Annotated in this window: 21 protein-coding genes and 1 pseudogene (1 of these 22 running past the window's edge); 5 read left to right on the top strand and 17 right to left on the bottom strand. The window is 64.4% G+C overall.

Going from position 1 to position 23,448, the window contains the following annotated elements:
- A protein-coding gene (locus NKJ09_RS21655) for a M23 family metallopeptidase (protein WP_352483558.1) crosses the window boundary here: on the top strand, nucleotides 1–365 show its 3' end. Its footprint begins 1,594 nt before the window's first position; the window shows 365 of its 1,959 coding nt (coding positions 1,595–1,959); its start codon lies beyond the left edge, outside the window; it ends in the stop codon at nucleotides 363–365.
- A 17-nt stretch (nucleotides 366–382) separates the two neighbouring features.
- On the opposite strand, the gene NKJ09_RS21650 is transcribed toward NKJ09_RS21655, so the two are convergent.
- On the bottom strand, nucleotides 383–1,942 hold the full coding sequence (locus NKJ09_RS21650; protein ID WP_352496397.1) for an MFS transporter: 1,560 nt from the start codon (nucleotides 1,940–1,942) through the stop codon (nucleotides 383–385).
- 170 nt (nucleotides 1,943–2,112) lie between these two features.
- Here NKJ09_RS21650 and NKJ09_RS21645 point away from each other — a divergent pair, with 170 nt between their 5' ends.
- Nucleotides 2,113–2,745 carry a TMEM175 family protein gene (locus tag NKJ09_RS21645; protein ID WP_352496396.1) on the top strand — a complete coding sequence of 211 codons (633 nt, stop codon included), beginning with the start codon at nucleotides 2,113–2,115 and terminating at the stop codon, nucleotides 2,743–2,745.
- A gap of 20 nt (nucleotides 2,746–2,765) precedes the next feature.
- Here NKJ09_RS21645 and NKJ09_RS21640 read toward each other — a convergent pair whose 3' ends face one another.
- The 9 genes from NKJ09_RS21640 to NKJ09_RS21600 form a co-directional block, all read right to left on the bottom strand.
- Nucleotides 2,766–4,232: a L,D-transpeptidase family protein gene (locus tag NKJ09_RS21640; RefSeq protein ID WP_352496395.1), complete on the bottom strand. Its 1,467-nt coding sequence runs from the start codon at nucleotides 4,230–4,232 to the stop codon at nucleotides 2,766–2,768.
- Nucleotides 4,233–4,467: 235 nt separating this feature from the next.
- Nucleotides 4,468–4,833 carry an MmcQ/YjbR family DNA-binding protein gene (locus tag NKJ09_RS21635; RefSeq protein ID WP_023722299.1) on the bottom strand — a complete coding sequence of 122 codons (366 nt, stop codon included), beginning with the start codon at nucleotides 4,831–4,833 and terminating at the stop codon, nucleotides 4,468–4,470.
- Nucleotides 4,834–4,933: 100 nt separating this feature from the next.
- Nucleotides 4,934–7,540 carry an ATP-dependent chaperone ClpB gene (gene clpB / locus NKJ09_RS21630; RefSeq protein ID WP_352496394.1) on the bottom strand — a complete coding sequence of 869 codons (2,607 nt, stop codon included), beginning with the start codon at nucleotides 7,538–7,540 and terminating at the stop codon, nucleotides 4,934–4,936.
- Between the two features lie 238 nt (nucleotides 7,541–7,778).
- Nucleotides 7,779–8,693 (bottom strand): DUF4167 domain-containing protein, encoded by a 915-nt coding sequence (locus NKJ09_RS21625; RefSeq protein WP_352496393.1) that lies wholly within the window; start codon nucleotides 8,691–8,693, stop codon nucleotides 7,779–7,781.
- A 331-nt stretch (nucleotides 8,694–9,024) separates the two neighbouring features.
- Complete coding sequence (gene prmC / locus NKJ09_RS21620) at nucleotides 9,025–9,903, bottom strand: peptide chain release factor N(5)-glutamine methyltransferase (RefSeq protein ID WP_352496392.1); 879 nt, start codon at nucleotides 9,901–9,903, stop codon at nucleotides 9,025–9,027.
- Nucleotides 9,896–10,975 (bottom strand): peptide chain release factor 1, encoded by a 1,080-nt coding sequence (gene prfA, locus NKJ09_RS21615; protein WP_352496391.1) that lies wholly within the window; start codon nucleotides 10,973–10,975, stop codon nucleotides 9,896–9,898. Before prfA ends, prmC begins: the two co-directional genes overlap by 8 nt.
- Nucleotides 10,976–10,983: 8 nt before the next feature.
- Complete coding sequence (ptsP, locus tag NKJ09_RS21610) at nucleotides 10,984–13,254, bottom strand: phosphoenolpyruvate--protein phosphotransferase (protein ID WP_352483551.1); 2,271 nt, start codon at nucleotides 13,252–13,254, stop codon at nucleotides 10,984–10,986.
- A 130-nt stretch (nucleotides 13,255–13,384) separates the two neighbouring features.
- Nucleotides 13,385–14,638, bottom strand: a complete 1,254-nt coding sequence (locus NKJ09_RS21605) for an aspartate kinase (protein WP_352496390.1) — start codon at nucleotides 14,636–14,638, stop codon at nucleotides 13,385–13,387.
- A gap of 195 nt (nucleotides 14,639–14,833) precedes the next feature.
- On the bottom strand, nucleotides 14,834–15,400 hold the full coding sequence (locus NKJ09_RS21600) for a putative glycolipid-binding domain-containing protein (protein WP_023722293.1): 567 nt from the start codon (nucleotides 15,398–15,400) through the stop codon (nucleotides 14,834–14,836).
- A 217-nt stretch (nucleotides 15,401–15,617) separates the two neighbouring features.
- Here NKJ09_RS21600 and ubiG point away from each other — a divergent pair, with 217 nt between their 5' ends.
- The gene (ubiG, locus tag NKJ09_RS21595) at nucleotides 15,618–16,367 is read left to right on the top strand and encodes a bifunctional 2-polyprenyl-6-hydroxyphenol methylase/3-demethylubiquinol 3-O-methyltransferase UbiG (RefSeq protein ID WP_352483548.1); all 750 of its coding nucleotides are present in this window, start codon (nucleotides 15,618–15,620) and stop codon (nucleotides 16,365–16,367) included.
- A 19-nt stretch (nucleotides 16,368–16,386) separates the two neighbouring features.
- On the opposite strand, the gene NKJ09_RS21590 is transcribed toward ubiG, so the two are convergent.
- Entirely contained in the window at nucleotides 16,387–17,277 is an 891-nt protein-coding gene (locus tag NKJ09_RS21590) for a DMT family transporter (RefSeq protein ID WP_352496389.1), read from the bottom strand.
- A 96-nt stretch (nucleotides 17,278–17,373) separates the two neighbouring features.
- Here NKJ09_RS21590 and NKJ09_RS21585 point away from each other — a divergent pair, with 96 nt between their 5' ends.
- Nucleotides 17,374–17,859 carry a MarR family winged helix-turn-helix transcriptional regulator gene (locus tag NKJ09_RS21585; protein ID WP_023722290.1) on the top strand — a complete coding sequence of 162 codons (486 nt, stop codon included), beginning with the start codon at nucleotides 17,374–17,376 and terminating at the stop codon, nucleotides 17,857–17,859.
- 39 nt (nucleotides 17,860–17,898) lie between these two features.
- Here the strand turns inward: NKJ09_RS21585 and NKJ09_RS21580 are convergent, their stop codons facing one another.
- Both NKJ09_RS21580 and NKJ09_RS32525 read right to left on the bottom strand, forming a co-directional pair.
- On the bottom strand, nucleotides 17,899–18,552 hold the full coding sequence (locus NKJ09_RS21580; protein WP_023722289.1) for a Vgb family protein: 654 nt from the start codon (nucleotides 18,550–18,552) through the stop codon (nucleotides 17,899–17,901).
- 9 nt (nucleotides 18,553–18,561) lie between these two features.
- Nucleotides 18,562–19,897 (bottom strand): annotated as a pseudogene (locus tag NKJ09_RS32525) (helix-turn-helix domain-containing protein).
- Nucleotides 19,898–20,072: 175 nt separating this feature from the next.
- On the opposite strand from NKJ09_RS32525, the gene NKJ09_RS21565 reads away from it, so the two are divergent.
- A complete protein-coding gene (locus tag NKJ09_RS21565) occupies nucleotides 20,073–20,873 on the top strand; it encodes an SDR family NAD(P)-dependent oxidoreductase (RefSeq protein ID WP_352483545.1) in 801 nt (266 codons plus the stop codon).
- Nucleotides 20,874–21,015: 142 nt separating this feature from the next.
- Here the strand turns inward: NKJ09_RS21565 and NKJ09_RS21560 are convergent, their stop codons facing one another.
- From NKJ09_RS21560 to NKJ09_RS21545, 4 genes are read right to left on the bottom strand one after another with little or no spacing between them, the layout of a single operon-like run.
- On the bottom strand, nucleotides 21,016–21,441 hold the full coding sequence (locus NKJ09_RS21560; protein ID WP_352483544.1) for a DUF1178 family protein: 426 nt from the start codon (nucleotides 21,439–21,441) through the stop codon (nucleotides 21,016–21,018).
- Nucleotides 21,438–22,304 (bottom strand): carbon-nitrogen hydrolase family protein, encoded by an 867-nt coding sequence (locus tag NKJ09_RS21555; RefSeq protein WP_352483543.1) that lies wholly within the window; start codon nucleotides 22,302–22,304, stop codon nucleotides 21,438–21,440. The genes NKJ09_RS21560 and NKJ09_RS21555 overlap by 4 nt, the downstream gene beginning before the upstream one ends.
- 10 nt (nucleotides 22,305–22,314) lie before the next feature.
- The gene (grxC, locus tag NKJ09_RS21550; RefSeq protein ID WP_023721036.1) at nucleotides 22,315–22,584 is read right to left on the bottom strand and encodes a glutaredoxin 3; all 270 of its coding nucleotides are present in this window, start codon (nucleotides 22,582–22,584) and stop codon (nucleotides 22,315–22,317) included.
- A 37-nt stretch (nucleotides 22,585–22,621) separates the two neighbouring features.
- Nucleotides 22,622–23,422, bottom strand: a complete 801-nt coding sequence (locus NKJ09_RS21545) for a ComF family protein (protein WP_352483542.1) — start codon at nucleotides 23,420–23,422, stop codon at nucleotides 22,622–22,624.
- Nucleotides 23,423–23,448 lie beyond the last annotated feature (26 nt).

Here is a 23,448-nt window from a genome sequence, read left to right as displayed (position 1 = left end):
AAAAGGCCGGCTGGGCTGGCGGCTATGGCAAGCAGATCATCCTGCGGCACGCCAATGGTTACGAGACGTCCTACAATCACCAGAGCGCCTTTGCCAAGGGCATCGAGCCGGGTGTTCGCGTTCGCCAAGGTCAGGTTATCGGCTATCTCGGCTCAACCGGCCTCTCCACCGGTCCGCATCTTCATTACGAACTGATCGTCAACGGCACCAAGGTCGATTCGATGCGCGTCCGCCTGCCGGTCGGCAAGACGCTGAAGGGCGACGACCTCGTCGCCTTCAAGCGCGAGCGCGAACGCATCGACGACCTGCTCAAGCAGGAAGACAGCAATCAGTTGAAGGTAGCGAGCGCCAAGATCGAAGGCTGAGCCGACGTTTTTCGTCGTCAGCCCTGCTGATTCGCCGTGTCGCGCGCCCATGGCAGCCGCTCGCCGGAAACCGTCGTCCAGGCGGTGATTGCCGAAAGCAGGCAAAGCAGCGCGGTCACTGCGGCAACGGCCGCGAATGCCGCGTCGCTGGCGGCAAGCCGTGCCGCATCGAGATCGGGCGCCAGGCCGGCGGGCGCCGGTTCGCCGAAACCCGGAATGCCGGCACCGGTATCGAGCACGGCAGCGTAGACCCAGGCCGCCAGCGATCCCATCGCCGCCACGGCAATCAGGCCGCCGATGCGCGAGACGGCGTTGTTGATGCCCGAGGCCGCACCCGTATCCTTGTCCTCGACCGCCGTCATGATGGCGGTCGAGAGCGGCGACACCACCAGCGCCATGCCGAACCCCATCAGCGCCATCAGCGGGAACACCCCCAACCAGAAATTGTGGATGCCCCAATAGGCCAGCAAGGCAAGCCCGGCAAAGGCAACAGCCACCACCAGACTGCCGCTGGCGATCGGAAAGCGAGGCCCGATGCGGTCGGACCACTGGCCGACCGGCCCGGACAGCAGCGCGATCAATGCCGACAGCGGCAGGAAGATGAAGCCGACCTCGGCCGTGCTCAGCCCCCATCCGGCGATCATGAGCATCGGCAGATAGAACAGATTGGCCGACAGCGCGAAATAAAGGAAGAAGGTCGCCACATTGGCGCCCGCAAACGCCCCAATCCGAAACAGCGATAGGTCGATCATCGGCTCGCGCCGCCGGCGTTCGAAGACTATGAACACGACGAGCAAAACTGCGCCGGCGGCAATACTCGGGCCGGACATCAGCCCCTCCCCGTCACCGCTCATCGAGGTCAGGCCGTAAGCGAGCGCTCCGAACGCCAATATGGCGAGTGCTGCGCCGCCGAGATCGAGGCTGCGCTTTTCCGCCGGCGCGTCGGCGGGAACCTTGGCCAGCAGAAGATAGATCGAGATAAGACCGAGCGGCAGGTTGATGGCGAAGATCGCCCGCCAGATGCCGTCGCCGAAGGCCGACAGCACGAAGCCGCCCAGCACCGGACCGAGCGCCATCGTCAGCGCTGATGCCGCCGCCCAGATGCCGATCGCCCGGCCGCGTTCCTTTTTCGGATAGGCTTTGGCGATAATGGCCAGGCTGCCCGGCACCATGACGGCCGCTCCAACACCCTGGATAGCCCGAAACGCAATAAGCACCGCCGGGTTAGGCGCCAACGCGCAGGCAAGCGAGGCGGCGATGAACAGGACGATGCCGGCGACGAAGGAGTGGCGCAGGCCGAAGCGATCGCCAGCGGCGCCGCCGACGAGAATGAGGGCTGAAAGCGTCAATGCATAGGCATTGGAAATCCATTGCGCCTCGGCGAGGCTGGCGCCGAGGTCGACGCGGATCGCCGGCGTCGCAATAGCCAGGACCGATCCGTCGATAAAGCCGAGTGCGGAAGCCAGGATCGCCGCGATCAGCACGAACCGCCGCTGCGCCTGCGGGCAAAACGTATCGGACGGAAGTGAGCCGGTCAGGGGAACGGCGCCGGTACCGACTTTGGTTGGCGTGTGCATGCTGCCTTACCTAGACCGCCGGGGGGCCAGCGACAACCGGCCAGCAGGCTGTTCTCGTTGAAACCAGCCCGAACCTGGCCATGCAGGCAGGACCACGCCAGTGCGGGTGCAAACGGCCGATGCCGTGCTAAGCTTCTTGCAGCGCGACTGGCAAGGGGGAAAATACCCGCATGAAACGACCGCTCGAACCCTCGGCGGAAGGACGTGGGCGCGTCGTCGGCATCACCGACGGCGTGTTCGCCATCGCGCTCACCCTGATCGTTCTCGAGATCAGGGTGCCAGCGCATGAAACGGTGCATTCCGAAAACGAGTTGATCGCCGCGGTCGCAGCACTGGCGCCGCGTTTTCTGACCTATGCGCTCAGCTTCCTGACGCTGACCATCTTCTGGTTCGGCCAGCAGGCGCAGCACGGGCTGATCGCGAAGTCCGACAGGCGGCTTGCCACGCTGAACCTTTGTTTTCTCGGTTTCATCGCCTTGCTGCCGTTCTCGACCGATCTTTTGGCCGACTTCCTCGAATTCAGAACCGCCGTGCTCGTCTACTGGCTCAATCTTTTGATGCTCGGGCTGACGCTGCTCGCCAGTTGGCGCTATGCGGACAAAAACGGCCTCCTGGCGGAAGGCGTCGATGCGGAGACCACCCGAACGGTCTATCTGCGCATCGTCAAGGCGCAGATCCTGTGGGCGATCGGCGCTGCACTCTGCCTCGTCAGCCCGCTGCTCAGCGTCGGCTTCATGTTGGTGGTGCAGCTGATCTATGCGGCGGCGCCACGCGCGCGATTGCTGCGCAAGATCATCGGGTGAGTGGAGCGAAAACGCTCAACTCAGTCGACGAACTCCACCGTCACGCCGGGCGACACGATTTTGGCCAGCTCGCGCGCGTCCCAATTGGTCAGCCGCACGCAGCCATGGCTTTCGGTCTTGCCGATCTTGGACGGATCCGGGGTGCCGTGAATGCCATAGGTCGGCTTGTCCAGCGCAATCCAGACCGAGCCGACCGGACCGTTCGGCCCCGGCGGGATGGTCAGGATCCTGTCGTTTTCGCCCTGCTTGAAATTGATGTTCGGGTTGTAGGTGTAATTCGGATCCAACGCGACACGCGACACCGCATGGGTGCCGGACGGCGACGGCGTGTCCGACGAGCCGATGGTCGCCGGATAGGCCGCGACCAGCTTGCCCGCCGCATCATAGGCGCGGACCTGCTTGTTGGCCTTGTCGGCGATGATGCGCGCCACCGGCGTCGCCACCAGCCTGCCGAAATTGGCGACCTTGATGATGGTGCCGGGGCGGCTGAAATTGGCGTCCGGATTGAGCGATTTCAGATAGGCCTCGTCCATGTGGAAGCGCTCGGCCAGCGCCTCGGGCACCGACGTGTAGCCCATGCGGTCGAGCTGGGCCTTTTGGCTGTAGTCCTCCGGTATCGAGGCGACATAGGGGCCGGCCGCATCCTCGGGCGTGATCGTATAGGAGGCGAAGGCATCGCCACCGGATTGCGCCAGGGCGGCCTGGATGCCGATCGCATCGGTCGATTTCAGATTGCTGCCGGTGATCTCATTATAGGCGGCAAGCGCCTTGTCGACATTCGAGCCGAAGCGTCCGTCGATGACGCCTGGCGAAGAACCGGCACGGTCGAGCAGCACCTGCAGTGCCGCCACGTCCTGGCGGGCGCCGAGCGATAACGACGGGTCGACCGCCGTTTTGCCGCCAGTGCTTGGCGGCAAGGCCGCCTGCTCGCCCGGCACTGTCGGTTCGACCGGCTCGATCGAAGCCTCATTGAGCGGCTGGCGCTCAATGGTGCGCGGCTTCACCGGCTGCGCTTCCTCCGGAAAATTGTTGCCATAGCCGCCGTCATCCCGCGGCGCTTCGGGGAAGACTTCTGCCGAATTGTCGCCATAGGGGTCGTACTCGTCAGCCGGCGGCACGATGACCCTGCCTTCGTCTTCCAACCGCCTGCGACGGAACCGCGCCGTGTCCTCCGGATCGTCAAGATAATAGCGGTCGTCTTCGACCGGTCCGAGATTGCGCAGGCGCTCGCGGCGCAAGGCACGGCGATCGAGCCTGGTCTGCGGCGGCTGGATGGCGATAACCTTGCCGGTCTCCGCATCGACGATGACGCGGTTTCCCCTGGCGTCGTAATAGATGTCGAGATTGCCGTTCTGGGCGACAAGAATGCCGCCGTCATCGGCAGCACGACCCACCCGTGGCGCAGTATCCACTATCGGCGATGCCATCGTATTCGAAGCCAGCAGCCCGGCAGCAAGCGCTGAAAGGGTAAAGATGGTGCGCAACATGGTGGCCAAAATTCTCCGGTCCGTAATTGCCGCCGCCGGCATTGTCTCTCAAGAGCGCCGCGCGTCCTTTTGGGCTTAAGGACACTCTAACGCTTTAAATCTCCGCATCGTGCTTTGCGAAAATCAAAACTCGATTTCGGGCCGATGTGGTCGCGAACCCCTTCGCCAGCAAATCACTTGCGTACGATAAGGTTCCAATATGAACCGGGCATGAAGATGGCGGATTTCTGGCAGATCAACCGGCAATGAGTCCCAATTCCTTGCGCGCCTGCTTCGTCAGCTTCAGCGCGACGAGACGGTGGCTTTCGCGCAGATAATCCTTCAGCGCCTCGTCATCCATGCTTTCGCCTGTCTGGCGCTGGATCCATTTCATGCCGCGCGAGGCGAGATAGGGCGCCGGCCGAAGGCCCGGCTGTTCCCTCAGCACGTCATAGGCGATATCGGAGCATTTGAAGGTGACGAACGGCTCTTTGCCTTCACTCCAGCCGCCGATTGCAAACACCTTGCCGCCGACTTTCCAGACATGGGCGCCGCCCCACTGCACGACATGGGTCGTCGAAGGCAGCGAGGCGCAGAAGCTGTTATAATCGTCCAGCGTCATCTGCGCCCCGCCAATGATGGTAGACCATGAGATCATGGTCAAAAAAGAAGAGAGGAGCCCATCCCGATTCCATCGGGATGGAACAGGCTTTGGCTTGAAGTCAGGCGGCCGCCTCGGTTGCCACGACCGCCGGCTTCGAGCGGAAGTTCAGCCGGTCGGACCCGGCGGTGACCTTGACGGTCGAGCCGTCGAGGATCTCGCCGAGCAGGATCTTTTCCGCCAGCGGATCCTGCAATTCCTTCTGCATCACCCGCTTCAGCGGCCGCGCGCCGTAGGCCGGATCATAGCCCTTGGCCGCCAGCCAGTCGATCGCCTCCTGATCGAGCGAAAGCGCGATCTTGCGGTCGACAAGCAGGTTTTCCAGCCGCTTGAGCTGGATTTCGACGATGCGGCCCATATCCTGCCGGCGCAACCGGTGGAACAGGATCACCTCGTCGATGCGGTTGAGGAATTCCGGCCGGAACGAAGCCCTGACCACATTCATCACCTCGTCGCGCACCACGTCGACATCCTGGTCCTCGCCGAGATTGACCAGATATTCGGCGCCGAGGTTGGACGTCATGATGATCAGCGTGTTGCGGAAGTCGACCGTACGGCCCTGCCCGTCGGTCAGCCGGCCGTCGTCGAGCACCTGCAGCAGCACGTTGAACACGTCCGGATGCGCCTTCTCGATCTCGTCGAACAGCACGACCTGATAGGGCCGCCGCCGGATCGCTTCGGTCAGCGCGCCGCCTTCCTCATAGCCGACATAGCCGGGGGGCGCGCCGATCAGCCGGGCGACCGAGTGCTTCTCCATGAACTCCGACATGTCGATGCGCACCATGGCGCTCTCGTCGTCGAACAGGAAGCTGGCCAGTGCCTTGGTCAATTCGGTCTTGCCGACGCCCGTCGGTCCGAGGAACATGAACGAGCCGAGCGGCCGGTTCGAGTCCTGCAGGCCGGCGCGCGCACGGCGCACCGCTTTCGACACCGCCTGCACCGCCTCACCCTGGCCGACGACGCGCTTGCCGACCTCGTCTTCCATGCGCAACAGCTTGTCGCGTTCGCCTTCCAGCATCTTGTCGACCGGGATCCCCGTCCAGCGCGACACGATATGAGCGACGTGATCGGGGCCGACCACTTCCTCGACCATGCCGGCCTTGCCATCCCTGGCTTCAGCCTGCTTCAGGTGCTTTTCGAGTTCCGGGATCTTGCCATAGGCAAGTTCGCCGGCGCGCTGGAATTCGCCCTTGCGCTGCGCAATGGCAAGTTCGTTGCGCGCCTCGTCGAGCTGCTTCTTGAGGTCGGCGGCAAGCCCGAGCTTCTGCTTCTCGGCCTGCCACTTCGAGGTCAGCTCGGTCGATTCCTCCTCGAGATTCGAGAGTTCCTTCTCAAGCCGGGTGAGCCGGTCCTTCGAGGCATCGTCCTTCTCGACCTTGAGCGCCTCGCGCTCGATCTTGAGCTGCATGATGCGGCGATCGATCTCGTCCAGCGCCTCGGGCTTCGAATCGACCTGCATCCTGAGCCGCGAGGCGGCCTCGTCGACGAGATCGATCGCCTTGTCCGGCAAGAAGCGGTCGGCGATGTAGCGGTTTGACAGCGTAGCGGCCGCGACCAGCGCCGAATCCGAGATGCGCACCTTGTGGTGCTGCTCGTATTTCTCTTTCAGGCCGCGCAGGATCGAGACGGTGTCTTCGACCGTCGGCTCATTGACGAAGACCGGCTGGAAGCGGCGGGCAAGGGCCGCATCCTTCTCGACATGCTTGCGGTATTCGTCGAGCGTGGTGGCGCCGACGCAGTGCAGTTCGCCGCGGGCCAGCGCCGGCTTCAGCAGGTTCGACGCATCCATGGCGCCATCCGCCTTGCCGGCGCCGACCAGGGTGTGCATCTCGTCGATGAACAGGATGATGCCGCCGGCGGCAGACGTGACTTCGGAAAGCACCGCCTTCAGCCGCTCCTCGAACTCGCCGCGGTATTTGGCGCCGGCGATCAGCGACCCCATGTCGAGCGCCATCAGCTGCTTGTCCTTGAGCGATTCCGGCACATCGCCATTGACGATGCGCAGCGCCAGCCCTTCGGCGATCGCCGTTTTGCCGACGCCGGGTTCGCCGATCAGCACCGGGTTGTTCTTGGTGCGGCGCGACAGCACCTGGATGGTGCGGCGAATTTCGTCATCACGACCGATGACCGGATCGAGCTTGCCCGCGCGGGCGTCCGCCGTCAGGTCGCGCGCGTATTTCTTCAGCGCGTCGTAGCCCTGCTCGGCGCTCGCCGAATCGGCGGTGCGACCTTTGCGTACGTCGTTGATGACCTGGTTCAGCGCCTGCGGCGTGACACCGGCCTTGGACAGGATGTCGGCGGTCTTGGCCGACTTTTCCATGGCAAGCGCCTGCAGAAGCCGTTCGACGGTAACGAAGCTGTCACCGGCCTTCTTGGCCAGTTCCTCGGCGGTCGAGAACACCTTTGCCAGCGGCTGCGCCAAGTAGAGCTGGCCATTGCCGCCCTCGACCTTGGGCATTGCCTCCAGTGCCGTTTCGACGCCGAGCTTGACGTCACGGACATTGCCGCCGGCGCGCTCGATCAGCGACGCAGCCAGGCCCTCGTCGTCATCGACAAGGACCTTGAGGATATGCTCGGGGGTGAATTGCTGGTGGCTGCGGGAAAGCGCCATGGTTTGCGCGGACTGGATAAAGCCACGCACGCGCTCGGAATATTTTTCAAGATTCATGCCTGTCTCCTTCCGTCACCGGCCCGCTTCGCGGCACCGGATCAGATTGCGGTGACGGACCCGCCCGTTCGAGCCGGATCCTGTTCACGCAAGATATGGGACGCAAACCACGGACCCTCAAGACGCCTCGACACTGGCGAACGCATAATATTCCGAGCGCGCAAAAGGAAAACGGCGGAGATTTCTCTCCGCCGTCCAGGGTAAAGGATGCGCTAAGATCGCCTGAACGTTTCTTCGATCAATTCTCGACGTCGGCAATAATAGGTTGACCGCCGGCATCTTCAGCCGGCGCCGCATCGACATTGCCAGTTTCGGCACGGTCAGGGCCGGAACTGTCAGGGCCGGCATTGTCGTTGCCGCCATTTGCCTGTTCGACATCGAGGCGCGGACGACGCGGACGCCTGGGGCGGCGGGCCGGGCTGTTTTCGGCCGCGGCTTCGTTGAGCTCGGCCTGGGCGGCGAGACCCGCCGGCGAAAGGTTTTCGAATTGCGGTGCGGGCTCGCTCACAAAGACCGGCTCAGCGGCCGGCACGGGCTCTGCCTGCGCCGGCGTCTCGTCGCGCCGTGGCTGTTCGACGCGCTGACCACCCTGCTGCTCGCCGCGCGCGCCATATTCGCCGCGCTGGCCGTTCTGGCCGTAACCGCCATTGGGGCGACGGTCGCGGTGGCGTCCGCCATTGTTGTCGCGGCCGCCCCGATTGTCGCGGCTGTTTTCCTGGTTCAGAGCCAGCTCGGCCGGCGTGCCATCGATGACCGGCTGCGGGCCGGCACCGTGATTGGCCGAAGCCGAGGCCTCGTTGGCATTGTTGTTGCCGGCATTGTCGAACTCATCGCGATCCTCGTCGCCGTCATCGTCGAAATCATCTCGATTCTGCTGCGCGTTCTGGATCGGCATCTGTGCCTGAGCGGCTGCGATGATGCGGTTATAGTGCTCTGCATGCTGGAGATAGTTTTCCGCCATCACCCGGTCGCCGGAGCTTTGCGCGTCACGGGCAAGGGTTGCGTACTTCTCGGCAATCTGCTGAGCCGATCCGCGGATCTTCACGTCCGGACCGTTGCTCTCATAGTTGCGCGTCAGGGGATTCGGCCCCTTACGGTTGTTGTTGTTATTGTTGTTGCCGCCGCCGCCGCCATTGTTGTTGCGACCGCGCATGCGCCTGTTTTGCTGTTGTGGCCTCATTAGACTCTCTTCACTTTGAAATTTTCGAAAAACTCTTCACGAACGGAGGCGCTCATGCGGCCAGCCGTTTCGTTCCTTCACCGGCGTTCGCCCGCATCAATTGCGTTGGCGCCACGTGCCATCCTGTTCCGGTTACTTCACTTGCCGGACGATTCCCGCACGAAGCTTGGGCGTCGTTTGCGCAAGAAGGCAGCTATTTCCAAGGAAAACCGAATCGCTAAGAGCACTGCCTGCTTCGTCTCATCCGGTTAAGGCGACCCTAGCCGCATTCCCCGGTATTGCCAAGCGCTTTTTTCGCACTGCATCACGGCTTCCACCGTTCGAACACAAGAACTCTGTCGTTTCCGCCGAGATCACGAAACACCCCGACCGGACAGTACCCGGCCGCGGAGAATATCCCCGTAACCTGTTGGTGCTGCGTATGGCCGATCTCGACCGCAATCCTGCCTTGGAGTTCCAAATAGGCTGCCGCTCCTGCGGCGATCTTCCTGTAGGGGCTCAGACCGTCCACGCCGCCATCCAGGGCCTGGCGTGGATCGAAACCGCGGACCTCGTCCTGCAGATTTCCAATGTCGTCTGAGGGTATATAGGGAGGGTTTGCGACAATTACATGGTACCGGCCAGAAACTTTTTCAAACCAGTCGGATTTGAGCGCCGTGAACCGACCGGCGAGCCCCAATTCCCCGGCATTACGCATGGCCGTGACCAGCGCCTCTCGCGAAATGTCGACGCCGGTGGCGGTCGCGGCCGGGACAGCGCTGAGCAGCGCCAGCGCGATGGCACCGGTGCCGGTCCCCAGATCGAGGACGCGGCAGCCGCCTTCGCGTGCCGCCACTGCCTTGACGAAGGGCAGTATAGCCTCGACCAGCGTTTCGGTATCCGGCCGCGGCTCCAGCGTTTGCGGCGAAAGCGACAGGCGCAAGCCGTAGAATTCGCGATAGCCGAGGATGCGGTGCACCGGCTCGCCGGCGATACGCCGCCGCAGTGCGGCATCGATCGCTGCTCTCACGCCCGCATCGACCGTTTGCTCGGGATCGGCGATGGCCTGCGTGCGGGTCGTGCCGGAAAAATGCTCGACGATCAGCCTGGCATCGAGCGCCGGATCCGCGATCCCGGCCGCGGTAAGCCGGTTTCGCGCCTCCCGCAACAGTGAGGCGAGCGTGCCGGGCAGGCCGTCAGCCATCGAGGCCGATATCGGCGAGCAGCTTCGACTGGTGATCGGCGATCAGCGCGTCGATGATCTCGTCAAGCTCACCCATCATCACCCGGTCGAGCTTGTAGAGCGTCAGGTTGATGCGATGATCGGTGACGCGCCCTTGCGGAAAATTATAGGTGCGGATGCGTTCCGAGCGGTCGCCCGAGCCGACCTGCGACTTGCGCGATTCGGAGCGTTCCTCGTCCGCCTTGCTGCGCTCGAGGTCGTAGAGCCTGGCGCGCAGGATCTGCATGGCCTTCGCCCGGTTCTGGTGCTGCGACTTTTCCGCCTGCACCACCATGATGCCGGTCGGCAGATGGGAGATGCGCACGGCCGAATCGGTGGTGTTGACGTGCTGGCCGCCGGAACCCGAGGCGCGCATCGTGTCGATGCGGATGTCTTCGGCCCTGATGTCGATATCGACCTCTTCCGCTTCCGGCAACACCGCGACCGTCGCCGCCGAGGTATGGATGCGCCCGCCCGCCTCCGTCGTCGGCACACGCTGCACGCGGTGCACGCCGGATTCGAATTTCAGATGCGCAAAGACGCCCTTGCCCGAAACGGTGGCTATGATTTCCTTGTAGCCGCCGACCTCGCCCTCGCTGGCCGACACCGTCTCGAAACGCCAGCCATGCGCCGCGGCATAGCGCTCGTACATGCGAAACAGGTCGCCGGCGAAAAGTGCCGCCTCGTCACCGCCGGTGCCGGCGCGGATTTCGAGGATGGCGTTCTTTTCGTCGGCGGCATCCCTTGGCAACAGCAGGATTTGGATGTCCTGCTGCAGCGCCTCGATGCGATGCTTGACCCCTGGCAGATCGGCCTCGGCCAAGGCCCGCATCTCGGCGTCGGTGCCCTTGTCGGCGAGCATCGCCTCCAGATCGGCCTGTTCGCGCTCCGCGGCGCGCAGCGCCCTGATCTTTGCCACCATCTCCTGGATGTCGGCATATTCGGAGGCCATCCTGACATAGGCGTCCGCCGCCGGCCCGGCCGACATCTGCGCTTCGAGCATGTCGAAACGCTTGACGACTTGGTCCATACGGTCGCGGGGCAGGTTGATCATGGCGAAGTCTATAGCGGTATGGAGCGGTCGTCGGCAAAGGCTTGCAGCAGCGCCCGCATCGGCAGGCCTTGCGCCGGCGCCATCAGATTGTCGTCGAAGAACGCTTCCAGTTCGCTGAGCGGCAGTTCCGTCAGCATCGCCTTGACCGGGCCGATCGAAGCCGGCGACATCGAGATCGAGCGATAGCCAAGGCCGATCAGCGCCATCGCCGAAATCGGCTTGCCGGCAAGTTCGCCGCACAGGGTCACCGGCGTATGGTTGCGCGCTCCGGCGTCGGCAATTTTCTTCAAAACACGCAGGAACGGCGTCGAGAGCGGGTCGAAGCGGTCGGACAATTGGGTGTTGCCGCGATCCACCGCCATGACGAACTGGAACAGATCGTTCGAGCCGACCGAGACGAAATCGACCGCCTTCATCAACTCGTCGAGCTGGAACAGCAGCGACGGCACCTCCAGCATCGCGCCCACCTTGAGGCTGGTCGGCAAATGATGGGCAAAGCGCGACAAATGCCGCACCTCGCGATCGATGATCTCGCGCGCCTGCACGATCTCGCCGAGTTCCGTCACCATTGGCAGCATCAGCTTCAGTTCGCGCCCGCCGCACGCCTTGAGCAGTGCGCGGATCTGGGTGCGCAGCAGGCCGGGCCGGTCGAGCGTCAGGCGGATGGCGCGCCAGCCGAGCGCCGGGTTCTCCTCCTGGATCGACCCCTTGAAATAGGGCAGCACCTTGTCGCCGCCGATATCGATGGTGCGGAACGTCACCGGCTTGCCGCGCGCCGCCTCGAGCACGTCGCGATAGAGCCGCTCCTGCGCTTCGGCGCGCGGAAAAGTCGAGGCGACCATGAATTGCAGCTCGGTGCGGAACAGGCCGATGCCGGCCGCGCCAGCTTCGGCCAGTTGCGGCAGGTCGACCGCCAGCCCGGCATTCATCAGAAGATCGACCTGGACACCGTCCTTGGTCACCGACGGCTTCTTGCGCAGCTCGCGGTAGACCTCCTGCCGCCGCGCCCTGAAGCGCACTTTCTCGGCATAGGCCGCCTCGAGGTCGGGCTGCGGGCGCAGATGGATCGCGCCTTCCTCGCCGTCGACGATGATGGCATCGCCGTTTTCCGCCATGGAAACGGCGCCCTTCATCTGGCCGGCGACCGGTATGCCCATCGCACGGGCCACGATGACGACATGGCTGGTCGCCGCGCCGTCCTCCAGCACCAGTCCGCGCAGCTTGTCTCTGGGATAGTCAAGCAGCTCGGCAGCACCCATCGAGCGGGCGACGATAATGGCGTCCTTGGGCAGCGAGGCCGCGACGTCCTCCGGTCCGCGCCCCATAAGCTGCCGCAGCAACCGGTTGGCGAGATCGTCGAAATCGCTCATCCGTTCGCGCAGATACGGATCGGTCATGTGCAGCATGCGGGCACGCATGTCGCTCTGCACCTTTTCGACCGCCGCTTCGGCCGTCAGGCCGTTGCGGATCGCCTCCTCCAGCCGGCGTACCCAGCCACGGTCGTTGGCGAACATGCGATAGGCTTCGAGCACCTGGCGATGCTCGCCCTCGAAGGCGACGTCGCGGCGCTCCAGCATGTCGTCGATGGAGAGCCTGAGCGAGCCGAGGGACGCGTCGAGCCGCCTGACCTCCTCCTCGCTGTCCTCGTTGAACAGGTTGGTGACGACAATGCGCGGCTCGTGCAGCACCACATGGCCGAGCCCGACGCCTTCATTGAAGGACAGGCCGGTAAAGCTTACCGGGCGACGCAGATCGAGCTCGAGGCCGGGGCGCGTCAGCCGCTCCAGATCGCCGGTGGCGATCATCTCGGCGATCACCATCGCCGTCGTTTCCAGCGCCTCGACCTCGTCGTCTCGATAATGGCGCATGGTCTTGTTCTGCACGACCAGGACGCCGAGCGTCCGCCCTGCCCTCAGCACCGGCACGCCGAGGAAGGAATTGTAGATTTCTTCCCCGGTCTCCGGCAGGTAGGCGAAGGCAGGATGCTCCTGTGCATTGGAAAGGTTGAGCGGCCGCGCCGAGGCCGCGATCGTGCCGACCAGGCCTTGACCCAGCCTGAGCTGCGCCAGGTGGACGGCGTTCGGGTTCAGGCCTTCGGTGGCGTAGAGCTCGAGCACCGAATCGGCGCGCAGCACATAGAGCGAGCAGACCTCGGCAACCATGTTGGAGGCGATGTCGCGCACGATCCGGTCAAGCCGCTCCTGCGGCTCCAGCGGCTCTTGCATGAGCTCGCGGAGCCGTTTCAGCAAAACGCGCGGGCCACTGGCCGAATCACGCATCGCGGCTTCTTCTCCAATAGCATTTCAGCCGGTGCAGGTTGCCCTGCACAGCGGCACAAACGCAACAACTCAATTAGAGCGCCGTGCGTCCAATTGAACGCATAAAGGCCGCTCCAAGACTTTCGATCTGCTACTGCTTATCCAGACCGTAGACGGAATGCAAAGTGCGAACTGCTAGTTCCGTATAGGGACCGTCGATCAGGATCGAAATCTTGATTTCGGACGTTGTAATGGCGCGGATGTTGATCGACCTGTCGGCCAGCGCCTTGAAGGCGGTGGCGGCGACGCCGGCATGGCTGCGCATGCCGATGCCGATGACCGAGACCTTTGACATGCCGGCTTCCGACTGCACCACATCGTAGCCGATCGTCGCCTTCAGCCGTTCGAGCACGGCAAGCGCCTTGTCGACGTCGCCGGATGGCACGGTGAAGGTCATATCGGTGAACTTGCCGTCCTCGGAAATGTTCTGGACGATCATGTCGACGTTGATGTTGGCCTCGGCGAGCGGCCCGAAAATGCCGGCGGCGACGCCCGGCCGGTCGCCGACGCGGCGCAGCGATATCTGCGCCTCGTCCTTGGCATAGGCAATTCCGGTGACGACCTGCTGTTCCACGATCTCTTCCTCGTCGCAAATAAGCGTTCCCGGCGGATTGAGCAAATCCCCCATTCCGGGTGCATCGGGATCGTCGAAGGACGACCGCACAAAGGTACGCACCCTGTGCACCATGGCAAGCTCGACCGAGCGCACCTGCAGGACCTTGGCGCCCAGCGAGGCCATTTCGAGCATTTCCTCGAAGGAAATCTTGGCCAGCCGCCGCGCCTTCGGCTCGATGCGCGGATCGGTCGTGTAGACCCCGTCGACATCGGTGTAGATGTCGCAGCGGTCGGCCTTGACCGCCGCCGCGATGGCGACAGCGCTGGTATCGGAACCGCCGCGGCCGAGCGTTGCGATCCGGTTGTCCGGCCCGATGCCCTGGAAACCGGCCACCACCGCCACCTGGCCTTCGCCGAAGCGCTTGATCAGGAACGCGCCGTCAATATCGAGAATGCGCGCCGCGCCATGCGCGTTGTCGGTCTTGATCGGGATCTGCCAGCCTTGCCAGGAGCGGGCATGCACGCCGATATTCTGCAGCGCGATCGCCAGCAAGCCGGCGGTGACCTGCTCGCCGGCCGCGACGACGGCGTCATATTCGCGCGCATCGTGCATCGGCGAGGCCTCGCGCGTCCAATGCACGAGCTCGTTGGTCTTGCCGGCCATCGCCGAGACCACGACGGCGACCTCATGGCCGGCATCGACCTCGCGTTTGACGTGACGCGCCACATTGCGGATGCGGGCGATGTCGGCGACGGACGTTCCGCCGAATTTCATCACGATGCGCGCCATGGAAGCGAAATGCCTTTGACTGAATGCCGGACCGAGGGCCGAAAAGCGGAAATGCGTCCGACCGGGCCGGACGCTCAATGCGCGGCCTCCTTAGCCAAATGATCGCGGTTTCGCAAGGCATGCCGCCGCTGCCGGCCAGGCGACACACGAGCGCAGTGTCACGCCTGCACTGCTTGTTGGCAAATGCCGCTCGCTTCAGCCCTGCAGTGCCGTGGCTCTCCACAGGCGCGGATAATCGAGGACGAAACCGAGCGGCGAGACCTCCAGCATCTCGTTGTAGCCGAACAGCGGCGCGGCATAGGCGTAGTGTGCTGCATCGACGCGCTGATAGGTCTGTTCCAGGTGCGTCAGCCTCAGGTCGGGAAATGTCAGATAGGCCGCCGGGGCGGGCGTCGCCGTGCCGACATCGAGGGCAAAACGGCGGAGCGCCAAAAGGTTTGTGGCAGGCGTGAAGCCGAGATCGACATCGATGAGACCGTCGGCTTCCGCTTGATGCTCGCCGTTCAGCGTCCATTGGCGCTCGGTAAGCCGGTCGATGCCATAATGCAGCTCTTGCGTGCCGAGGAAGCCGTCGGCACGCGCCGAGCGCGTATGCCAGCCGGTATCGCAGTCCACCTCGTAGGCGATGCTGCACGGCTTGCCGTCCTGGACGAAAAGCGCGTGTCCCCTGAGGTTCCACCCGGAACTCGCTTCCGACAGCAGGCAAGCGTCGTGGCCTTCCTGGTCAAGCCGGCGCCAAAGAATGGAAGCAACCGTTCGCATCGTTGTGCACTCCTTCGATCACCATGTCTCTGCTTCGTCCGCCAGGGCATTGGTGTTTCCTTCCGGGACACCATCAACTGACATGTGCTGACACAATTGCCTCCGGCAAAAGGCGGTGCTGTCAGGCATCACGCGCATCGCGCTGCCGGCGGTGAATTTCGCGCCTTGACATTCGCAGCCTTGCGCCCGACTTCCTAGCGTCCGAGGAGACCACGCCATGCCAGAGCCCCGACGATCGACGATCGATGCCGGAGAGGTGGAACGATTTTCCGCCCTTGCCGCCGAATGGTGGAACCCGAACGGCAAGTTCCGCCCGCTGCATAAGTTCAACCCGATCCGGCTTGCCTATATCCGCGACCAGGTGGCGGCCCGCTTCGGCCGTGATCCGCGTGCGGCACGGCCGTTCGAAGGCCTGCGCTTCCTCGACATAGGCTGCGGCGGCGGGCTTTTGTGCGAGCCGATGGCGCGGCTTGGCGCCGAAGTGGTCGGCGCCGATGCCTCCGCCACCAACATCGAAGTGGCCAAGCTGCATGCGGCGGAAGTCGGCGTGAGCGTTGACTACCGCGCCATGACCGCGGAAGACCTGGCCGACGCTGGCGAAAAATTCGACGTCATCCTCAACATGGAAGTGGTCGAGCATGTCGCCGATGTCGATCTGTTCCTGGCCAAATGCGGCGAGATGGTCAAGCCCGGCGGCATCATGTTCGTCGCCACCATCAACCGCACGCTGAAGGCCCTGGGCCTGGCCATCATCGGCGCCGAATATGTGCTGCGCTGGCTGCCCCGCGGCACCCACCAGTTCGGCAAGCTGGTGCGCCCCGAGGAACTCGAAAAGGCGCTTGCCGGCGCCGGCCTGACCGTCATCGACCGCACCGGGGTCAGCTACAGCCCGCTCGCCGATCGCTGGCAGCGGTCGAAGGACATGGACGTCAACTACATGGTGCTGGCGGAGAAGGTATCCGTCTGAAGCTTACGCCTTCTGGCCCCTATGTCTTCTGGCTTTGCGCCTTGGTGGTGATGAACACGCCGGCGGTGATGATGACGGCACCCGCCCAGGTCAGCAACTGATAGCGCTCGCCGAGGAAGAGCGTCCCGGCAAACAGCCCGACCGCCGCCGCCACATAGCCGATCTGGCTGAGATAGACCGGGCCGCCGACCGCTTGCAGGCGGAAGAAGAAGGCGAACATCGCCGAGGCTGATGCCACCTGTGCCGCAGCGACCAGCGGCACGCCGCCGAGCGAGCCGAATGCATTGCCGCCCAGCAGGACCAGAATGCCGGCAAGCAGCATCAAGGCTGCTGCCAGATGGCTGCCGACGGCAAGCTCGATCGGGCCGGTGTCTTCAGGCCAGTCGACGGTGCGGTAGATGTTGCCGGCGGCGAGGCTGACCGGGATGAGCAGGCCCATCGCCACCCAGAAAAATTCGGCCGGATGGCCCGCTTCCCCGCGCGTCACGGCCACCATGACTGCGCCCACGAAACCGACGACTATGCCGACGATGCCCAGCATGGTCGGGCGCCTGACCCCGAGCAGCATCGAGAACACCAGCGTGACGACCGGCGACAGCGTGAACATGATGCCGCTGTAGCCGGCGCCCAGATGCGGAATGGCTGAAAACATCAGCAGATTGGGGATTGCGTAGCAGACGGCCGCGGTGACAAAGAAATAGCGCAGCCTGTGCGGCGAAAGCCGCATGCGCTGCCCGTTGAGCAGCAATGCGCACAAAAGCACGCCGCCGGCGCCAAGCGAGATGACGAAGGCCCAGACCATGGCGGGGACGCCGGCCGCCGTCGCGATCTTGCCGAACGGCAGCGTCAGGCCGAGCAGTCCACCGGTGACGACCAGAAGGCCAAGCGCCGAGTCCCAGAGAAATTTCATCGCCGTCCCATCGCCTGTTCGCACTTGGCCGATACCACAAGCTGAGGTACGATAAGGTAAAGATTCTTCACGTCAAGATACATAACGGTGAGAGACATGGATCGCGCAGCAAAAGCGATCGAGCAGTGGAAAAAGGAACGGCCGGATCTCGATGTCTCGCCGATGGCCGTGCTCGGACGGTTGAACGAGGCTGCCTCGTTGATCGCGCGGGAGCGGCTGGCGCCGCTGTTTGCAAGTTACGGACTGCAATCCGGAGAATTCGATGTGCTGGCGACGCTGCGTCGTTCCGGGCCGCCATACGCGCTGACGCCGACCGCTCTGTACGAGGCGACGATGGTGACATCGGGCGCGATGACCAACCGCCTCGATCGGCTCGAGAAATCCGGCTTGATCAAGCGCGGGCCACATCCCGACGATCGCCGCGGCATCGTCGTACAACTGACCCGGAAGGGCCTCGCTTTGATCGACGAGGCGGTTGCCGCGCACGTTGCCAACGAGCACGAGATACTTTCCGGCCTGATACGCCCGGAGCAGGTCATGCTGGCACGCCTGCTCGAAAAATTGATCGCGAGCCTAGGCTAACCAAACCGGCCAAAAGGGCCGGCCGAGAAGGTGGAAAACTCAAATCCTGGCCGCGGAGCCTCGTTTGGGCCGGCGGACAGCTCTGATCTTGCCGCTGTTTCCGCCGCCACAGAAAAACTGGTCACCGCCATCGGATTCGAGCCCCGACACGCCTGTTCCTGGCGGCATATCGAGCTTCTCCAGGACCTTTCCCGTTTCAGGATCGATCCGCCGGACATCGCTCTCCTCACCCTCCCAGGTGCCATGCCACAGCTCGCCATCGACCCAGCTGACCCCGGTGACGACGCGGTTGGAAACGATGGTGCGAAGGATTGCCCCTGTCTCGGGATCGACCTGATGGATCTTTCGGCCCCGATGCTGCCCGACCCAGAGCGTTCCTTCGGCCCAGGCGAGCCCGGAATCACCGCCATTGCCGGGCGCCGGGATCGACGCCAGCACCTGGCCATTCTTCGGATCGATCTTGTGGATGCGATCCTCGGCGATCTGATAGAGGTGCTGGCCGTCGAAGGCCGTGCCGGCGTGTGCCGCGACATCGATCGAGCGCACCACTTTGCCGCTCGCCGGATCGAAGGCGTTCAACCTGTCACCTGACGCAAACCAGACATGCTCACCGTCGAAGGTAACGCCGTCGACGTGGTCGACACCCGGAAAGGGTCCATATTCACGGAGGATTTCGGCTGAGGATCGTTTCATAATACCACGCTAGTAGCCCGGCAGCGGGCCGGGGAGTAACAAGATTGTCGGGAAACCCGGCACCGGCGGGGTCATCCAGCGACGCGCCCGCCCGCGGCCGAACGACTGCACCTTGCCTGACTGGGCGAGTTGCTCGAGCGCCCGCTGCACGGTACGCGAACTGGCTCCAAGCGCAATCGCCAAGGCCGAGCTCGACCACGACTCGCCGTCGGCGAGGAAGGCGAGCACCGCGGCATGATCGTCCTCGACGGGCGGCGCCAGCACGACGACCTCGCCGGCGCGGCGCGGCGCCAGGGCAAAGCCCCGCTTCGTCGCGCTCACATCGGCCAAGCTCCGAAGCTCCGCGCGAAGCCGCCCGATTTCGACCCGTAACCGCGCGCGATGTGATTCGTCCGCGTCCTTTCCCCGGAAAGCGCGCGCAATAAGCGTCGATCTTGCCACGTCCCCCGGCCAGGCTTCGGCCAGCGCGCGGGCAACAGCGAACAGCACCGGGCGGGTCGCCAGCGAGACGACGGTGTCTGCGACCCGCACGACATTGCGGCATGCATCCACCACGAGCGCCCCCGACGCCAGGAGCGCTTCGACTTCGTCGAGCAGAAGGGGCCGTTCCTCGCCACGGGCGACAAGGCGTGCCGCCGGCGTCTCCAGCACCAGCGATGCGCTCTCCACCTCTGCGGTCAGCGCGGGGATGCCGGCCGGGGGGGGGGCCCCCCGCCGCGCCCGCCCGCGGGGGCGCGCGCCGGCCCGGGGGACGCCACAGCCGCCGGGGGGGCGCTCCGAGCCCACCTAGCGCGGCGCCCCCGCGCCGGGCCGGGCGCCCCCCCCGCGCCCCCGGGGCGTGGGGGGCGCGCGCAGGACCGGTCCGCAAGCGGCGGATGGCGATGCCGGCGACAGCCAGCTCGTGGGCGGCCCGCGATGCCGGCGGCAGCGGCGAGGGATCGAAGCCGTCCAGCCTGCGCTCGGCTTCGTCTAGATGACCAATCAGCAGCAGGCGCCGAACTTCGAGGTTGCGCGCATGCGCGGCGTTGACGCGGTCGCCATGCTTTTCAAGCGTCGCCCGCGCGGTGTCGAGTGCCTTGGCCGGCCAGGCGAGGTCGCGCGAGACGAGCGCGATCTCGGCCTCGGCGACGATACACCTCGCGCGGGCCACGGCCTCCCTCGGGCTGAATGCGTGCGCCGCCCTCTTGAGAAGAACCTTCGCCCTATTCAGGTCGCCAAGCTGCGCCATCGCGATACCGCGCAACGCAAGGGCCGGCGCATCGTCGCGCAGCGCAACCCGTTTCAAGGCGCCGAGCGGATCGCCCGCCGCGAGCGCATGCGCCGCGGCCGTGATCAGCGAGTCCATCGGAATCCCGTCACACTTGTCACTCCCATGGCTTCGACATCCGGCGCTAAGTCCATCTCACCAACCAGTCGTATCGAGAATGGCGACTGTAGCCAACCTGAGTTGCGGCGCGCCTGAGTTGCGGCGCGATTGTGCACTGAGCTCGAACACAACGATAAGCACTAGGAGAGACGCAATGAAGATCGAAGGCACAACTATCCTGGTGACTGGAGCCAATCGGGGCATCGGTCGGGCACTGGTCGAGGAAGCCCTGAGCAGAGGCGTAAAGCGCGTCTATGCCGCAACCCGCCAAGCCATGGCTCACCCGGACCGGCGTGTGACGTCCCTGACCATGGATGTAACGAACGCTGCGCAGATCCGGGAGGCCGTCGAGAAAATCGATGCTCTCGATATCCTCATCAACAATGCCGGCGTATCGCCCTTCGACGACCTCAGCGACCGTCGCGTGCTCGAACAACAGCTCGCCGTAAACCTCTTCGGCGCGTATGACGTGACCCAGGCTCTGCTGCCGTTGCTGGCCCGGTCGCGGGGAGCCATCGTCAACATTCTGTCGCTGGCCTCTATTGCTGCCGTGCCGTTCAGTCCGGCTTACTCGATCTCGAAGGCGGCCTCGTTCTCACTGTCACAGTCGTTGCGCACCCTCTTGGCCGGACGGGGTGTCAGCGTCCACAGGGTCCTTCCCGGCCCCGTGGACACGGACATGACACGGGGCCTGGACATCCCGAAGGCCTCTCCGGAGTCTGTTGCGCGAGCGATCCTGGACGGCGTGGAGAACGGCGAGGAGGAAATCTTCCCCGATCCCATGTCGGAATCCGTGGCGGAGGGTTGGCGCAGCAGTGCGGTCAAGGCGCTTGAACGCCAGTTTGCAGGCTATGCGGAAGCAAGCCCGTCAAGTGAAGCAAGCCCGTCAAGCAGTGGGCACGAAAGAAGCAGCGAAACGACTACCCGAGAAGCCCATCCTTGCTGCTCGGCATGAAACTGCAGACGCCTGTGCAGGGGGCGGCAGCACCGCCGCCCTCGACGCCGGCGGTCGGCTGTCGCTGGCGACGGCGCCGACCTTCACGGTCATGGCGCGGCCTGGCGGAGATGCCTCGTTATGTCCCGGGCAAGTTGACGGATCAGTTGCGGTCGTCCGGGAAGCTGGGAATAGGCAAGAACTCGACGCCGTCGTCGGCGAGGCTCTTGGCCTCCTCCAGCGTCGCCTCGCCATAGATGCCGCGCGGATCGCTCTCGCCGAAATGGATTTTGCGCGCTTCCTCGGCAAACTTGTCGCCGACATAATCGGCGTTCTCGCGCACCTTCTCGGCCATGGCCTTCAATTGCGCCAGCGCCTGCTTCTGGGCCTCGCCCATGGCGAGCGCGATCTTTTCCTGGTTGCGCCCGGTCGAGACCGCGGGCGCCATCAGCGCCTTGTCGACCTTACGCGAGCCGCAGGCCGGGCAATCGACGAAACCGCGCTTCTTCTGTGTGTCGAAATCGTCGTTGCTGCGGAACCATGCCTCGAATTCGTGCTCGTGCTCGCAGGTCAGGGAAAAGCGGATCAAGAGGCGGCACCCCTGAGCGGCAGCGCGTCCACCGGACCGGCGTTGACGGCAAAATCGCGTGCGTTCTTGAGGTTCGGTATCTTCTTGCGCGCTGCGACCGACTGCGCCGGGTCGATTTCGGCGACGATCACCGCCGGCTCGTCATGCGCTGCTTCGGCGATGATGCGGCCCCAGGGATCGACGATCAGCGAATGGCCATAGGTTTCGCGACCGTCTTCGTGCACTCCGCCTTGCGCGGCGGCGACGACATAGGCGCCGTTCTCGATGGCGCGCGCCCTGAGCAGCACATGCCAATGCGCTTCGCCGGTCTGGCGGGTGAAGGCGGCGGGCACCGCAAGCAGATCGGCGCCGGCCAGCGCCTCGGCGCGGAACAGCTGCGGGAAGCGCAGATCGTAGCAGACGGCAAAGCCCAGCTTCGCGCCATCGATTTCGGTGACGACAGCCTCCGTGCCCGGCTCATAAGCGGCGGATTCGCGCCAGCTCTCGCCATTGTCGAGATCGACGTCGAACATGTGGATCTTGTCATAGGTGGCAATCGTGGCGCCGTCAGGCCCGAACAGAAGTGCGCGGTTGGCGAGCTTGCCGTCGGCGCGCAGAATGGCGGTCGAGCCGATATGCAGGAAGATGCCGAGTTCGTTGGCCAGCTTCCGCGACGTCGAGACGATGATGTCTTTGTCTTCGGAGGTGAACGAAGCGGCCCGGGCTTGGCTGTCGCGGATCAGCGCGCCGGTCATTTCCGGGGTCTGGATGTAGCTCGCGCCCAGGCCTGCCGCCTCGCGCACCAGCCGTTCCAGATCGACCGCATTGCGCTCCGGGCTGGTTCCCGAACGCATCTGGATCGCCGCCGCCTTGAAACCAGTCATCGTCATGTCCTTACCTGGCCGAGCCGTTGGCGAGCAATCTGTCCAGCCGTCCTTCCGCCTCCAATTCGTGGAGATCGTCGGAGCCGCCGACATGCGTGTCGCCGATGAATATCTGCGGAAAGGTGGAACGGCCGTGAGCCCGGGAGATCATCTCCTGGCGCAGCTCCGGCGAGAAGGAGGCGTCGTGCTCGGTGTAGGCGACACCCTTCCTGTCGAGCAGCCGCTTGGCCGCAGTGCAATAGCCGCACATCATCCGCGTGTAGATCGTCACATCGACCATCGGTCAGCAACCCTGCCTCGTTCCGCTGTCATATAGGCTATATAGGCGCCGATTCGTCGGCCCGAAAGTCCCCCGGCAGCACGCGCGCGAAGGTCAGTACGTCGACTGCGCCGGCACCGCCCTTTTTTAACGCCCTGGCGACCGCACGGACCGTGGCGCCGGTGGTGTAGACATCGTCGATCAACAGCACCCGGCGGCCGGCGATTTCGATCTCCGCTTCATCAGGCACTGTGAATGCGGCGCGCACATTTTCCTCGCGTTCCCGCCGCTCCAGCCCGACCTGCTGGCGCGTGAGTTTGACGCGCTTGATGGCTGATGGCGCGAAAGGCCGATCGCCGAGCTGCGCCACCGCCCGCGCCAGTTCCGCCGACTGGTTGAACTGCCGCCTGAAGAAGCGCCGCCAGTGCAGCGGCACCGGCACGACCACCTCGGCCTCGGCGATGAGCTCGGCACCGGCGCGAAGCATCCAGCGCGCCATCCACGGCGCCAGATCGGTGCGGTCCTGGTATTTCAGCCCTTGCACCATCTGGCGGGCAACGCCGGAATAGGCAACCGCCGCCCGCGCGCGCTCGAATGGCGGCGGGTCGGCTATCGCCTCCGCCGACAGGAACCCCTCACCCATATTGTGGGTGAACGGCGTGCCCATCACCGGGCACCATGGCCGTTCCAGCAGCCTGAGTTTCGGCCAGCAGGCGCCGCACAACACGCCGGGTTGCGAGACATGGCGGCGGCAGCCGGCGCAGACCGGCGGGAACAACAGGCGCGCCGGCCAGCCCAATGCCTTGCGGGCAATGCTCTTGATCGCAATACGCTTGATCTCCGGCATGGGATCGGCCACGTGGTTGGTCCTCCGCATCACTATAT

Source organism: Mesorhizobium sp. M0189 (assembly GCF_040322135.1).
Taxonomy (GTDB): domain Bacteria; phylum Pseudomonadota; class Alphaproteobacteria; order Rhizobiales; family Rhizobiaceae; genus Mesorhizobium.
Note: the sequence above shows the minus strand (reverse complement) of the source record. Positions and strands in the feature narration are given on the sequence as shown.